Below are 14057 nucleotides of genomic sequence, written 5' to 3'. Positions count from 1 at the left end.
CGGTTCGGCCGTCACCGGCGGCCCGAGCGGATCTTCCCCATGCTCTTGAGGAGCCGGTCCGCCGGTTCGAACAGCTCCGGCCGTGCCTGCACGGTGTTGCGCAGCGCCCGGACCGGGGCACGCCGTGCCCGGTGTCCGAACGCGACCGGGTGACGCCTGGTCACCCACCCCTCCGACACCGTCAGCTCGCGTGTCTTCAGGGAGTCCTTGTACTCCTTCTGGCCCCGGCCGAGATCGAGGTAGGCGATGCCGTCGGCGGCGGCCGCCTCGGCCATCCGCAGATGCAGGACCAGCCCGGGCGAGTACTTCGAGAACGCCGGGTCGTAGGCCGGGAACCAGCACGCCAGCACCCGCTCGCTGCGCAGCCCGAAGTGCGCGGCGATCGGCTTGCCGCCCGCGTACAGCACCGACAGGATTCCGGCGAACGGCTCGGAGCGGCTGTGGAACAACTGCTCCACGAGCCGGGTGATCCACTCGTGCGCGAACCGGTCGCTACGTCCGGTCCTGCGGTACTGCGCGGACTTCCAGCCCATCAGCGTGCGCAGGGCGGCCGGATCACACTCGTCGTGCACATAGCGCACGCCGTCGTGGTCCCGGCCCAGCTTGCGCTCCTTGGCGAGCGTCGACTTGGTGAACTTCGGTGACCGCTCGCGGAGTTGGGCCAGATACGCCGCGTAGCCCTGGTCGACGTCCATGACCGGGGACGGGTACCTGCCGGACGCCTCCGCCGCGAACGCCGTCTGGCCCTCCACCAGGTGGTCGAACTCCCATACGGCGAGCCCGCACGCCTTCAGCAGCTCCCGCGCGTCCCAGGTGAACCCGGGCCGGTGCACCACCCCCTGGGCGTCCGAGACGCCGAGTCCGATGGCCCGGCCGACGCCGGCCGCCGTCCGCTGGAACGGGAAGAACGCGGCCGGCTCACCGCCTTCCCGGACGACCGCGATCCGCACCCCGCGCCGGCAGCGGCCGACCGCGAGGGCGAACTCGGGGGAGAGGAAGGGGTTGCCCAGTTCGGGTGAACCCTGGAGATGGGCCTTGGACTGCATCGATGTCCACGCCGCACGGTCGGCGGAGCTGAGCTCGCCGGGGCGGTACACGCTGATGTCCACGTCAGTCAGTCCGCCTTCGCGTCGTACGACCGCGCAGCCGCCGTACCAGGACCAGCAGGAGAATGAGGGCGCTGATCGCGGTCACGGCCACGATCCCGCCGCGTACCGACCACCGGTGCACGGCCAGCATGCCCTGGGTCACCAGCATGTTGACGACGACCGCGCCCGCAACCGAGGCGACGGTACGGCCGAAGGGTTCCAGCCCGCGCAGCGCGGCGGCGATCGCCGCGGCCGGTGCCGCGAGCAGGAAGAACAGAGTGAAGGGGCCGCGCAGCGGCGAGCCCGAGTCGACGAGCGCGAGGACCGCGCCGATTCCCCCCACAGCCGTCGCGGCGCCCGCGAGCAGCGGCGTCAGGTCCCTCCCCGGCCCTGGTCGCGCTCTCTCGGTGTCCTCGGACGAAGCTGTCTTGATACGTAAGGTCTGCATTGGCGACGTTTCCCCCCGAAGCGTCGGATGCCGGGCTTCAATGTCGCTCAGCGCCGCGTATGCCGTCAAGATGCGAATGGCCCCTTGACATTTGTTCGTTTCCGGCCCGGGAGCGCAAGTTCCCCGGAGGCAGTGGGGGCCTCCGGGGAACCGTCGTTCAGTTGATGCGCGTGTGCCTTACGACACGAGCTTCAGCAGCCGGTTCGGCGAACCGGTGCCGGGGCTGGTGACCACGTTCGTGGTGGCCCCGGCGGTCAGGGCCGAGGCGACCTGGGCCGGAGTGGACGAGGTGTGGCCCGCCAGGTAGACCGCGGCCGCGCCCGCGACGTGCGGGGTCGCCATGGACGTACCGGAGATGGTGTTCGTCGCGGTGTCGCTGGTGTACCAGCCCGCCGTGATCGAGGAACCCGGCGCGAAGATGTCCAGGACCGAGCCGTAGTTGGAGTAGCTGGCGCGCGCGTCCGAGCTGGTGGTGGCGCCGACGGTGATCGCCTCGGTGACCCGGGCCGGGGAGTACGAGGAGGCGTTGGCGCTGCTGTTGCCGGCCGCGATGGCGTAGGTCACGCCGCTGGCGATGGAGTTGCGCACGGCCGTGTCCAGCGCGGTGGAGGCGCCGCCGCCCAGCGACATGTTGGCGACCGAGGGGCCGGAATGGTTGGCCGTGACCCAGTCGATGCCCGCGACCACGCCGGCCGTGGTGCCCGAGCCGCTGTTGTTCAGCACCCGGACGCCCACGATGTTCGCCTTCTTGGCGACGCCGTAGGTGGAACCCGCGATGGTGGAGGCCACATGGGTTCCGTGGCCGTTGCCGTCCTGCGCGGTGGTGTCGCCGTCGACGGCGTCGTAGCCGTACGAGGCACGGCCGCCGAAGTCGCTGTGCGTGATGCGGACGCCGGTGTCGATGACATAGACGGTCACGCCGCTGCCTGCGGAATCCGGGTACGTGTAGGTGCCGGACAGCGGAAGCGAGGTCTGGTCGATGCGGTCCAGGCCCCAGGGGGCGTTGGACTGTGTGGCGTCCATCTGGACCCGTTGGTTCTGCTCGACGGAGGCCACCGCCGGGTCGGCCGCGAGTCTCCTGGCCTCGGCCGCGGAGAGGGTGGCGGTGTAGCCGTTCAGCGCCTTGGTGAACGTCTTCTTCACCGAGCCGCCGTACTCCTCGACCAGGTCCTTGCCGGCGGCAGAGGCGGCCTTGAGGCCCGCGCTCTTCTTGAGCGTGACGATGTAGCTGTCCTTGATCGCCGTGGGGGAGCCGGCGGCCAGGACCTTGCCCTCGGCCGGGGCGGCCTGGGCGGGGAGGGAGGTGAGCCCGCCCACGAGGGCGGCGGTCGCCAGGCTGGTTATCGCGGCGAACCGGACCTTCTTGCTACGCAGTTGTGCCATTACGAGGGAGTCCTCCTCCAGGCGGCGCGCATACGGGTTGGATGCGCGCGATGTGGGGGGTGCGCGCGTGATCGCGGGCACGACCTCGGAACGTCGCGTTCCCGTTCCGAAGCCGAGGTAAAGGATCTGTGGTCCCGGGGTGACCGACAAGGGAGTTGACGACCTGTCAACAACTCTGTCATGAACACGCAACAAAACCCACAGCAAACCGACAGGGTGAAGGTCGCGATGCCCGGAAAATTCTTGGCATGGACACTTCCTGTCAACACGCGTAGTTGGTACGACGGTTAAGGCAGAGATCCTGCTATAGGGAGGTTCCATGAGACGTTCCCGACTTTCCGCATACGTCGCCTCACTCCTCCTCGCCGTCGGCACCGCCCTCACCGGGGCCGGCGCCGCACAGGCCGCCGAAACCGCCGCCACCGGCGGCTATGTGGCCCTCGGCGACTCGTACTCCTCCGGTCTCGGTGCGGGCAGCTACCTCGCCTCCAGCGGTGACTGCGCACGCAGCACCAGGGCGTACCCGTACCTGTGGGCGGCCGCGAACTCACCCTCGTCGTTCGACTTCACGGCCTGCTCGGGCGCTCAAACGGGTGATGTGACCGCCAGTCAGCTCGGCCCGCTCAACTCCACCACCGCGCTGGTGTCCATCACGATCGGCGGCAACGACGCCGGTTTCGCCGACATCATGACGACCTGTGTGCTCCAGTCCGACAGCGCCTGCGTCTCACGGATCAACACCGCGAAGGCGTTCGTCGACTCGACGCTGCCCGGCCGGCTCGACACCGTCTACTCGGCCATCCGGGCCAAGGCCCCGTCCGCGCATGTGGTCGTTCTCGGCTACCCCCGCTTCTACAAGCTGGGCGTGTCGTCGTGCCTCGGCCTGTCGGAGACCAAGCGCAGGGCGCTCAACGACGCGGCCGATTACATCGACGCCGCGACCGAGAAGCGCGCCCTGGACCACGGCTTCGTCTTCGGCGACGTACGGCCCACGTTCACCGGGCACGAGATCTGCTCCGGCAGCTCGTGGATGCACGCCGTGAACTGGCTCAACATCCCGGAGTCGTACCACCCGACGGCCGCGGGCCAGTCGGGTGGTTATCTGCCGGTGCTGGACGCCGCGGCCTGAACGGCCGGTGTCACGACCTGCCCTAGGAACTCGGTGACGCGGTAGGCGATGGCGAGACCCCGCCCGTCGGGGTCTCCGTCACACAGGTCACCGAGAACGGCACCGAGTCGGACTTCGTCTCCACCGGATCGCGGACCTCGACGCTGATCTCGGTCTCGAAGGTCCCGCTGTCGTCGTACGTCGTCACAAAAGCCCTGTCCTGCTTGGTCAGCCCTCCGCCCTCGGGGAACGACAGGGTCTTCCAGCCCTGATCCATGACGTTGCCGTCCGCGGACACCCACCGATAGGTGACCTGCGCGGGCAGCTTCCCCACCGTGAACGTCGCCGTGAACGCGGGCGCCTGCTCGCGGGGCGGCGGACAGGCCCCCGAATACTCCGTGTTCGTGCCCGCCAGCGTCACCCGCACGGACTGCGGTGCCGCGGAGGGCGTGTCACTGCCGCTCGGGCCCGGTGTCGGGCTCTGAGCCCCTCCGGAGGCGTTCTCGTCCTCGGTCTCCGTCGGCGAAGTCCCCCCGCCCGTCTGGCTGGTGGTGTTCCCGCCGCCCCCCTTCTCGCCGTCGCCGCCACGGTTGAGGAGGGCGTACGTCAGCCCTGCCACGGCCAGTGCGAGGGCGGCGACACCGGCGATCAGGGCGGTGGCGGCCCGGCGGTTGCGGTCGGGGCGGACGGGGGCCGTGGTGGCGGCGGGGGCGCCCGGGCCGGTGACGGGCCTGGTCGGCGTGGGCGGGGGGACCGGGGCCGTCGGGGCGGTCCGGGACGGCGCCGGGAAGGCCGCGACCGTCGGGGTGTACGGGGACGCCCGCCCGGTGTCCGCGCGCGGTGTGCCTCCCGCGCCGATGATCCGCAGGTCCTGCTCGGCACGGTCGGCGGACAGCCGCTCCGCCGGGTCCTTGCGCAGCAGACCCTCGATGACGGGGGCCAGCGGGCCGGCCCGGTGCGGCGGGGGCAGCTCGTCGTCGACGATCGCGCGCAGGGTGCTGAGCGGGGTGTCCTGGCGGAAGGGGGAGTTGCCCTCCACGGCCGCGTAGAGGAGCACGCCGAGGGACCACAGGTCGGACTCCGGGCCCGGTGTGCGGCCCAGCGCCCGCTCCGGGGCCAGGAACTCGGGGGAGCCGATGACCTCGCCGGTCATCGTCAGCGCCGAGCTGCCCTCGACCATGGCGATGCCGAAGTCGGTGAGGACGACCCGGCCGTCGTTCGACATGAGCACGTTGGCCGGCTTCACGTCCCGGTGCAGCACCCCGGCCTCGTGCGCGGCCCGCAGCGCCGCCAGCACCTCGGCGCCGATGTGCGCGGCACGCTGCGGGCTCAGCGGCCCCTCGGCGTCCAGCAGCTCGGCCAGCGAGATGCCGCGGACCAGCTCCATCACGATCCAGGGTCTGCCGTCCTGTGTGGCCACGTCGTACACGGTGACGACATTGCGGTTGGCGACCCGCGCCGCCGCCCACGCCTCGCGCTCCAGCCGGGCGTACATCCGCTCGACCTCCGGCGCCGGCAGCCCGTGCGGCGCACGCACCTCCTTGACGGCGACCTCGCGGTGCAGCAGCTCGTCGCGGGCCCGCCACACAGTGCCCATGCCGCCCTCGCCGAGCGGGGACAGGAGGCGGTAGCGGCCCGCGATCACACGTTCACTGCCGTGTTCTTCGGACACGGGCGTCCCCCATTCGCATCCGTGCGCATTCTCCACAAAAGTAGCTCAACCGAGTGCGGATGCCGCCCCCTGGAGAACCAATCCGGCCCCGATCAGTACGACGAGCACCGCGGACCCCAGCGGTGCGGTCCGGCGGACGAAGACCGTCACGGGATGCGTCAGCCAGCGGGGACGCTTGTCCAGCAGCCGCATCGCCCCTGTACCCAGCCGTACGACGGCGAACCCGGCCGCGGTGAGAGTGAGCGCCAGCCCCACGCCGTACGCCACGACGAGCAGCAGTCCGAACCACGCCTTGCCGAGCGCCGCGGCGCCGACGAGCACGACGACCGCGGACGGGCTGGGCACGAGGCCGCCCGCGAAGCCGAGGAGGATCGTGCCGCGGAGGGTGGGGGCGGTGGGGTGGGTGTGGGTGAAACCGTTGTGGGTGTGGGTCAGCAGGCCGTGGGTGTGAGTGTGGGTGCGGCTGTGACCGTGACCGTGGGTGTGGTGGCGGCCGTCGTCGTGCCGATGGCCGTGGTCGTGGTGATCCGCGGGGGCGTGTCCAAGGGCGTGGGCGGGTGTGGGGGCGGGAGTGTCCCTCGCGGTGTGAGTGTGCGCGGCGACCAGGACCGGTTGGCGGTCGTGGGCGTGGTCGGTCTCGTGGGGGTGGTCGTGTGTGTGGGAGTGCTCGTGCGGATGGGTGTGGTCGCCGTGATCGTGTGAGTGCCCGTGCCCGTGCCCGTGCCCGTGGCGGCGGATGTGCCAGGCCCGGCGTACGAGTGTTCCGCCCGCCGCGATCACCAGGGCGCCGCTCGCGATGCCCAGCCAGGTGATCACCGAGGGCGCCGCCGCCGAACCGGCCGTGACCAGGAGGCCGAGGGCGACCACGCCCAGGGTGTGGGTGACCGTCACCGAGGCGGCCAGCGGCAGCACGTCCTTCATGCGGGCCCGGCCGCCGCGGGCCGCCGCCACCGCGGCCATCAGGGTCTTGCCGTGGCCGGGGGCGAGCGCGTGCATCGCTCCGAGGAAGACGGCGACGACCAGCGCGAGGGCGGCGAAGCCGAGGGTGAGGTCCTGGCGGGAGACCAGGCCGTCCAGGGTCCGCGTCCAGCGGTCGGCGCCGCGCGGCAGGACCGAGGAGGCGGGGGCGTCCTGCTCGGACTCGGCGAGGGCGGGTCCGCCGGGACGTACCCGCAGGGACGCGGTCTTGGTGCCGGCGGGGGAGGAGAGCAACTCCTCGGGGTACTCGGTCAGTTCCCCGGAGATCGACTCCTTCGGTACGTCCGAGGCGGTGAGCGTCATACGGTCGCCGCGCGCGGTGATCTCCCGCCAGCCGGGGCCGGCTTGCGCACCCGCACCGCGGAAGCCGAGCGCGACCGTCGCGTCCTCGGGGAGCGGTGTCGTCAGCCGGCACTCCACGCGGACGGTGTCGAGCCCGGCCTGACCGGGCCGCACGCGCGCGTGGCTGCTGTTCAGCGTCAGTTCGACCGTACGGCCGTCCACGGTGACCTCGCTGCCCCGCGCCGCCTTCTCGCAGCGCTCCCGGGCCCACGCCGTCATGCCCGCCTTCTCGATGTCCGGCCCGGCCTGCGTCGCGGGGATCTCGGCGAGGTCCTCCACATGGTGGACGCGCAGTTCGCCGGGGGCGGCGACGAGGCCGTCGTAGCGGTTGACGGTGAAGTTGCCGAGGGGGTGCGCGCTCGCGGGAGGGGAGGGGAACAGCGCGAGCGCGCAGGCCGCCGTGAGGACGGCGGCGCCGGAGGCGAACAGCCGACGAGGGGTCACTTGGCCGCCTCCAGGTCCTTGAGCGCCTTACGGGCTTCCCGGGCGCCCAGCGGGGAGAAGCCGGGGTTCAGCCCCAGCGCGGCTCGCAGATGCTCGCGGGCGTCCTCGGAGTGGCCCGTGGCGCGCTCGATGATGCCGCGGTGGTAGCGGAACGCGGCGTTTCGGTAGCCGGTCGCGGTGGCCTTGCGGGCGTAGGGCAGGGCCTCCTCGTCCTTGCCGTTGACGTGCAGGGCCCAGGCGAGGGCGTCCGCGGTGTGCACGGTCTGCCGGCGGTCCCACTCGGCGCGGGCGGCGCGCAGGGCGGACGCCTTGTCGCCGTGGTCGGCGGCCGCGAGGGCGGTGTCGAGGTCGGCGTTGACGCCGTTGGCGCGGGCGAGGGCCGTCCAGGCGTCGACGAGGGCGTACTGGTCGTCGGCCTTGACCTTGTCGCCGGCCGACTCGTACAGCTCGCCCAGTTCGACGAGCGGGCCGGGGAGGGGGTAGCGGGAGACCACGTCGCGCAGGCCGTTGAGCGCACCGGTGGTGTCGCCGCTCGCCGCCTGCGCGCGGGCGCGGCCTTCGAGCGCGGGGACGTAGTTCTCGTCCACGGCGAGGGCGCGGGCGTAGTGGGTGAGGGCCGTGTCGTAGTCGCCCTGGTTCCAGGCGAGTTGGCCGAGCTGGGTGGCGACGTACGCGATGTCGCCCGGGGTGACCGCGGAGGAGAGTGCCTGGTCCAGCACGCGTTGGGCCGTGCGGACATCGCCTCGCAGCTCGTGGACGTACGCGTACCTCGTGAAGACCGGGATGCCCGGGCGGCGGTCGTCGGCGGTGTCGGCGGCCTTGGACGCGTCGGTGTAGCGGCCGAGTTCGACGAGGGCGTCGACGCGGGTGCACAGGGCGCGTTCGCTGTACGGGTTCACCTTCAGGGCCTGGTCGGCGTACTTCAGGGCGTCCTCGAAGTCGTGGCGCGCGGCGGCGAGGGCGGCGCGGCCGGCGAGGGCCTGGTCGTTGTCGGGGCTAAGGGACAGGGAGCGCTTGAAGGCCTGGGCGGCCTGGGGGTAGCGGGAGGGGTCGCCGTTGGTGCGGGCCTGTTCGACGTAGGCGAGGCCCAGGGTGGCCCAGCTGGTGAAGTCCCTTGGTTGGGTGCGGAGGTGGGCCTGGAGGGAGGTGATGGCGGTGTCGAGGTCGCCGGTGGTGAGGAGGCCGGGGGAGACGGCGGCGGATGCGGGGGCGACGTTCGTGGGGGCGTTGTCGTGTACGGCGCCGATCGCTATGGAGCCGGCGGTGAGTGCTACGGCCAGCAGGGCGGCGCATCCGGCGAGGTGCAGGGCGCGGTGGCGGCGGCCGGCCGCGGCGGCGCGTCGTACGGCGGTGACGCGCTGATCGGCGGTTTTCTCGCCCCCGCCGCTCCTACCCGTCCCATCCTCCAGGGGCGCTGCCCCTTCGAGCCCGGGCCCCTGGGGGCTGCCGCCCCCAGACCCTCGCTTCGGCCCTGAAGGGGCCTCGTCCTCAAACTCCCCCAGAGGGGGGACCCCCAGACGGGCTGGACGATGCGGACGCATGGCCGCCAGGCGTCGTACAGCGGCAACGCGCTCATCCGTGCCGTCGGTGGTGGCTTTCGAGCCCGTGGTCGCGGTGGAGTCGCTCTTGCCTCCCGCGGCGGCGGCATCCGCACCGGTGGCTGTGCTGTTCTCCTCGTGCTCCGGCGCGTTGTCGTTCGTACGCGGGGCCATGCCCTCTCCTCAATCGAGTTTCCAGCGGCGGTTGTTGCGGGATGGCGGCGCGGCCCGCGCCGTGGGGGATGAGTACTGCGCGGGCCGCGCCAGTCAGGGGGCGGTTCGGCGGCGCCCCAAGGGGCGCGGGGCTGTATCTCTATGCGGCTCAGCCGCGTGGGCGCGACCAGCCACGACCAACCCGCAGACGAACGACGGCATATCGCCGCATTCGCAGCGCAGCGCCTAGTACGCCCGGTCCCGCATCCGGCGCCACCAGGCCAGGGCCCCGCCGACCAGCAGGATTCCCAGCGCGCCGGCGCCCGCCGAACCGGCGATCAGGGTCGTGTCGTCCAGGCCGCCGGAGGCGCCCGCCGGCTGCAGGGCGTCACCGAGCTGGCTGCGGACGTCGGTCTCGCCGTCCGTGCCCTTCGCGAGCGGGCCGCGCGAACCCTCGGTCGGCAGGGCGACGTACGGGAAGGCCTTCTCGAAGTCCTTGTCGTTCTTGTCGACCGCGTCGCCCAAGTCGTTCTTGGCGCCGAGGAGTTCACCCTCGACGACCTGGAGCGAGGCGTCGATCACGTCGTCGGTGAGGCGACGGCCGTTCGGGAAGCCCGCGGTGTCACCGTCGAGGACGCCGAGCCGCTTGGGTTCGGCGGCCGGCTTGATCGAGGTGTTGAGGCGCAGCATCTCCGACGGCGTCACGTGCGGCGGCTGGTTGAGGTCCTTCACGCCCTTGAGGAAGACGTCGACCAGGTCGTTGCGCGGCTCCTCGGGCGCCGGGATCTTGTAGATCGCCTCGATGAGCTTCGGCAGCTCGGGGTTGGTGACGTTCTTCAGGAACCGGGCGTCGTCCCAGGGCGCGGACGCGTTGAACTTGTCCTTGTCCTTCAGCGGGTTGACGACCTCGTTGACCAGCGGCATGCCGAGTCGCGACACCTGGTGGAACTGGCCGTCGGCGCCCTTGCGCTGGGTTGTCGACCAGATGCCCACGATCGGCTGGTCCGCCGACTCCGCGATCATGTGCGACGGGACCTGGAGGGCTATGGAGTTGACGTTGTAGCCCTTGAGCGTGTCGTTGCCGACCTCGGAGAGGTTCCCGCCGTAGAGGAGGTCGAAGACCCTGAGGTCCAGGAAGAACGGGTCGTCGGCCTGGCCGGCGAACGACGTCGCGTCGCCCGCGAGCTTGTGGACGGCCTGTTCGCGCAGTTTGGCGTAGTCCGGCATCGACGCCTTGCCCACGTTCGACGGCGCCACCGGCACGTCGTTGGCGACCTTCGTCTTCGACACCGGGTACTGGTCCTTGAGCTTGATCAGCTCGACGTCGTACGTCTGCGTGATGTTGAGGTCGGGGTCGTCGAGGCTCTCGACCGGACCCGTGTTGTACAGGAACGTCTTCTTGTTCTTGATGTGCGTGTCGAAGGTGAAGCGGTAGAGCAGCTCGCCCTGCGCGTCACCGTTGTTGTCGATGTGGATGTCGTACTGCGCGTCCTCGGCGAACGTGAAGAAGTTCGGACCGCCGGCCGGCTCCTCGAACGGGATCCAGTTCGCGATGATCGTCGTCGTGTCCGGCTTGTCCGGGCTGACGAACGCGTACACGTCCGTGTTGTCGTACTGCGGCGTCCCCGAGATCAGCGGGGCCTCCCGGTGGCTGGAGGCGGAGGCCGCCCCCGGTGCCAGCGCGGCGACGCCGGCGGCTGCGAGCCCCCCGGCGGCCAGCGCACCACATACGAGGGTCGCGAGGCCCTTGCGTCCCGCACCGCTCCTGGAAATAGGTGTCATGCCGTCCGTCCTCAGTGCCAACTTGCCTGACGAACCCGATTCGGAGCCGTCGCCAGGGTGGATTGGTTCGAATCCCAAGCGTTCTTACGGCGGAACTGAAAAGTTGTTTCATCGGCGGGCGACCCGCGTTTTCGGCCCGCTGATCCGTAACCCCATCCGGAGGTGGGTTCGTTGCGAATGCCTCGTGGGACGAGACGGCCGCGCTGCGGCCTCGCGGGAGGGGGAGACGAGTTGGAGGCGGACGAGCTGTTGGTGCTCGTTGCGGGCGGTGACCAGAAGGCGTTCGAGGAGCTGTACGGACTGGTCTCCGGGCCGGTGTACGGGCTGGTGCGGCGCGTGGTGCGCGATCCCGCGCAGTCCGAGGAGGTGGCGCAGGAGGTGCTGCTCGAACTGTGGCGGTCCGCCGGGAAGTTCGACCCGGGGCGGGGCAGCGCCCTGTCGTGGATCCTCACTCTCGCCCACCGCCGCGCCGTCGACCGGGTGCGCAGCGCCCGCGCGGCCGGCGAGCGCGAGCAGCGGGAGGCGATGCGCGCGAACCAGCCGGCGTTCGACCACGTCGCCGAGGAGGTCGAGGCCGGCCTCGAACGCGAGTGGGTGCGCCGCTGCCTGGACCGCCTCACCGCGCTGCAGCGCCAGTCCGTCACCCTCGCCTACTACGAGGGCTACACGTACCGTGAAGTGGCCGAGCGGCTTTCCCTGCCGCTCGGCACGGTCAAGACCCGTATGCGCGACGGACTCACCCAGCTGCGCAAATGTCTGGGAGGTGCCGCGTGAGCTTCGTCGACCGCCTTCTGCGGCGCGAGGACCTGCACTCCCTCGCCGCCCCGTACGCCCTCGACGCCCTGGAACCCGGTGAGCGGCTCCGCTTCGAGAAGCACCTGCGGGACTGTGACAGCTGTGCCGCCGAGGTGCGGGTCCTGACCGAGGACGCCGTGCGCCTCGCCTGGTCCGCGGCCGCCCCGGCGCCGGCCGCGATGCGCGACCGGGTGCTGGCCGCCGTACGGACGACTCCGCAGGAGTCCGCCGGGCGGGAACCGGCACGCGCGCGTGCGACGCAGCTGCCGCCGCATGTGTGGGGCACCCAGCCGCCGCCACGTACCCGTGCGGCCAGGACGCGCCCGTTGCTCGTGCCGTTCGCCACGGCCACCGCCGCCGCTGCCCTCGTCGTCGCCTCCCTCTTCGCCGTCCAGGCGAACCGGACGCAGGATCAGCTGGACGCCCAGCAGGACCGGGCGAGTGAGATCGCTAACGTTCTGGCGGCTCCCGACGCCCGGGCGACGTCCGGTGCGGACGCGGAGGGCCGAACGATCGGAGTGCTCGCTTCCGCATCCGAGGGGCGCGCGATCGTCACTCTGAGCGGATACGGCGACCTGCCCAGCGGCCGAGTGCACCAGCTCTGGCTCATGCTCCCGGACGGACAACCGCGCTCCCTCGGGCTTTTCGACGGCGACACGCCCTTGCTCGCGTCCGGTCTCGACACGTCGGCGACGTCACTGGCTGTGACGGTGGAGCCGGACGGAGGCTCGCCGCAACCCACCAGCCAGCCCGTTGTCCAACTCGCCCTGAAATCGGTCGGATTCGGAGAGTAATCAACGACGAGTCGTCAACACCCTTACGGGGAAGGTGAATCCTGTGACCGCGATACACGAGTGCCCCGCCGGGGCGATAGGGTTAACCTGCCCGGGCCGGGTGGACTCGTACGGGTGGGGAGTGACATGGATCAGATAACAGTGCGCAGCAGGGCCAGGGTCCCTGCGATCACCTGCGGGAGCAGCGCGACCAGTTCGCGCCTCGACCGCCATCTCTCGGTGCTGGCGGGTCCCGCCGTGCCGCAGACGGAGGCGGCCGAGGCGACCTCGCTGATGCGCGAACTGACCACTCGTGACACCACCCAGGCGCGCAGCGACCAGGGTGCGCGGGTGCGCCGGGTCTCGCTCTTCGCCCCACTGCGTCGGCTCCGCCGTTCGCTGTTCGGTGGACGCTGACTCGTACCGGCGTTCCTCGCACGACTCGCAGGCCCGCGCCCGGCAGTTCCACCGTCTCCGGTGTCGTACCGCGCTGTCGTCGCCGTCATCCCCACGGCACGCGGCGTGGCTTCGGAGTGCCACCCGGGCGCGGGTACGTCCCCCTGACTTCACCCACCCCGCTCATCGGCCCCGTCCCCTGCGTAACAGCTCTGTCACGCACGGATGTTGACGGGGCCGTTGTCATGCCCGGCTTTTGCGGGCCGCCTTGAGGGGACGTGCCCTCAGCGCTCGCCGCGCGTGTAATTGCGTACGGCGAGCGGCACGAACACCGCGAGCAGTACCGCGCACCACGCCAGCGAACCGGCTACCGGGTGGGCGACCGGCCAGGCGGCGCCGTCGGGCACGGGTGCGTTGCCGAAGAGGTCGCGCAGGGCCGTGGTGACGGCGCTGATCGGATTCCACTCGGCGAGTGTGCGCAGCCAGTCCGGCAGGCCGTCGGTGGGGATGTACGCGTTCGACAGCAGCGGCAGCAGGAAGACCGCCCCGCCGAGCTGACCGGCGGCCTCCTCGTTCCGGGTGAGCAGTCCGAGGAAGATCCCGACCCACGTCGTCGCGAACCGGAACAGCAGCAACAGCCCCAGGGCGCCCGCCGCTTCGAGCGCGGACCCCTCGATCCGCCAGCCCACCGCCAGTCCGACCAGCAGGAACGGCACCGTCCCGGCGGCCGTCACGACCAGGTCGGCGGCCGCCTGCCCCAGCGGTACGGCGGCCCGGCTCATCGGCAGCGTCCGGAAGCGGTCCATCACGCCCCGGTGCGTGTCCTGGGCGGCCTGGAACATGCCGGTCATGATCCCGTTCGCGGCGGTCGCCACCAGCAGACCGGGCACCAGGAAGGAGCGGTACTGCGCGCCGGGCATCGCCAGCGCGCTGCCGAAGACATAGCCGAAGAACAGCAGCATGGTGATCGGCATCGTCTGGGTCAGGATGAGCAGCCCCGGGTTGTTCCGCGCCCGCCGCAGCTGCCGGCCCAGCATCGCGCCGCCGTCGTAGGCCAAGGTGCTCATTAGAGGACCATCCCTTCTGCAGCCCTGGGTAGGGTTGTGACCTCTCGGTCCCGGTGGGTGCACGGCCAAGGGTGCGAGCCAGGTGATGGC

At 71.3% G+C, this 14057-nt stretch carries 12 protein-coding genes; 4 read left to right on the top strand and 8 right to left on the bottom strand.

Annotated elements, in window-relative coordinates:
• Positions 1–11 precede the first annotated feature (11 nt).
• The 3 genes from IF78_RS0132810 to IF78_RS0132800 all read right to left on the bottom strand — a co-directional run bounded on the left by IF78_RS0132810 (position 12) and on the right by IF78_RS0132800 (position 2919).
• Entirely contained in the window at positions 12–1109 is a 1098-nt protein-coding gene (locus tag IF78_RS0132810) for a GNAT family N-acetyltransferase (protein ID WP_031486181.1), read from the bottom strand.
• A gap of 1 nt (position 1110) precedes the next feature.
• Positions 1111–1536, bottom strand: coding sequence for a hypothetical protein (locus IF78_RS0132805; protein ID WP_234439914.1), 426 nt, complete (start codon positions 1534–1536; stop codon positions 1111–1113).
• Positions 1537–1713: 177 nt separating this feature from the next.
• Positions 1714–2919 carry a S8 family peptidase gene (locus tag IF78_RS0132800; protein WP_031486179.1) on the bottom strand — a complete coding sequence of 402 codons (1206 nt, stop codon included), beginning with the start codon at positions 2917–2919 and terminating at the stop codon, positions 1714–1716.
• Between the two features lie 319 nt (positions 2920–3238).
• Between IF78_RS0132800 and IF78_RS0132795 the strand changes: the two genes are divergently transcribed.
• A complete protein-coding gene (locus IF78_RS0132795; RefSeq protein ID WP_031486178.1) occupies positions 3239–4048 on the top strand; it encodes an SGNH/GDSL hydrolase family protein in 810 nt (269 codons plus the stop codon).
• 22 nt (positions 4049–4070) lie between these two features.
• Here the strand turns inward: IF78_RS0132795 and IF78_RS0132790 are convergent, their stop codons facing one another.
• From IF78_RS0132790 to IF78_RS0132775, 4 genes are all read right to left on the bottom strand, one after another.
• Positions 4071–5699, bottom strand: coding sequence for a serine/threonine-protein kinase (locus tag IF78_RS0132790; RefSeq protein ID WP_031486177.1), 1629 nt, complete (start codon positions 5697–5699; stop codon positions 4071–4073).
• 45 nt (positions 5700–5744) lie between these two features.
• Positions 5745–7463, bottom strand: coding sequence for a sulfite exporter TauE/SafE family protein (locus IF78_RS0132785; protein WP_031486176.1), 1719 nt, complete (start codon positions 7461–7463; stop codon positions 5745–5747).
• Positions 7460–9175 carry a tetratricopeptide repeat protein gene (locus IF78_RS0132780; RefSeq protein ID WP_031486175.1) on the bottom strand — a complete coding sequence of 572 codons (1716 nt, stop codon included), beginning with the start codon at positions 9173–9175 and terminating at the stop codon, positions 7460–7462. The genes IF78_RS0132785 and IF78_RS0132780 overlap by 4 nt, the downstream gene beginning before the upstream one ends.
• 225 nt (positions 9176–9400) lie before the next feature.
• On the bottom strand, positions 9401–10936 hold the full coding sequence (locus tag IF78_RS0132775; protein ID WP_031486174.1) for a DUF4331 domain-containing protein: 1536 nt from the start codon (positions 10934–10936) through the stop codon (positions 9401–9403).
• Between the two features lie 231 nt (positions 10937–11167).
• On the opposite strand from IF78_RS0132775, the gene IF78_RS0132770 reads away from it, so the two are divergent.
• From IF78_RS0132770 to IF78_RS0132760, 3 genes are all read left to right on the top strand, one after another.
• The gene (locus IF78_RS0132770) at positions 11168–11710 is read left to right on the top strand and encodes a sigma-70 family RNA polymerase sigma factor (RefSeq protein ID WP_031486173.1); all 543 of its coding nucleotides are present in this window, start codon (positions 11168–11170) and stop codon (positions 11708–11710) included.
• Positions 11707–12525, top strand: coding sequence for an anti-sigma factor (locus tag IF78_RS0132765; RefSeq protein ID WP_031486172.1), 819 nt, complete (start codon positions 11707–11709; stop codon positions 12523–12525). Before IF78_RS0132770 ends, IF78_RS0132765 begins: the two co-directional genes overlap by 4 nt.
• Positions 12526–12651: 126 nt before the next feature.
• On the top strand, positions 12652–12921 hold the full coding sequence (locus IF78_RS0132760) for a hypothetical protein (protein ID WP_031486171.1): 270 nt from the start codon (positions 12652–12654) through the stop codon (positions 12919–12921).
• Between the two features lie 263 nt (positions 12922–13184).
• Here the strand turns inward: IF78_RS0132760 and IF78_RS0132755 are convergent, their stop codons facing one another.
• A complete protein-coding gene (locus IF78_RS0132755; RefSeq protein WP_031486170.1) occupies positions 13185–13967 on the bottom strand; it encodes an ABC transporter permease in 783 nt (260 codons plus the stop codon).
• Between the last annotated feature and the right edge of the window lie 90 nt (positions 13968–14057).

Source organism: Streptomyces bicolor (assembly GCF_000719285.1).
GTDB classification, from domain to species: Bacteria; Actinomycetota; Actinomycetes; order Streptomycetales; family Streptomycetaceae; genus Streptomyces; species Streptomyces bicolor.
Note: the sequence above shows the minus strand (reverse complement) of the source record. Positions and strands in the feature narration are given on the sequence as shown.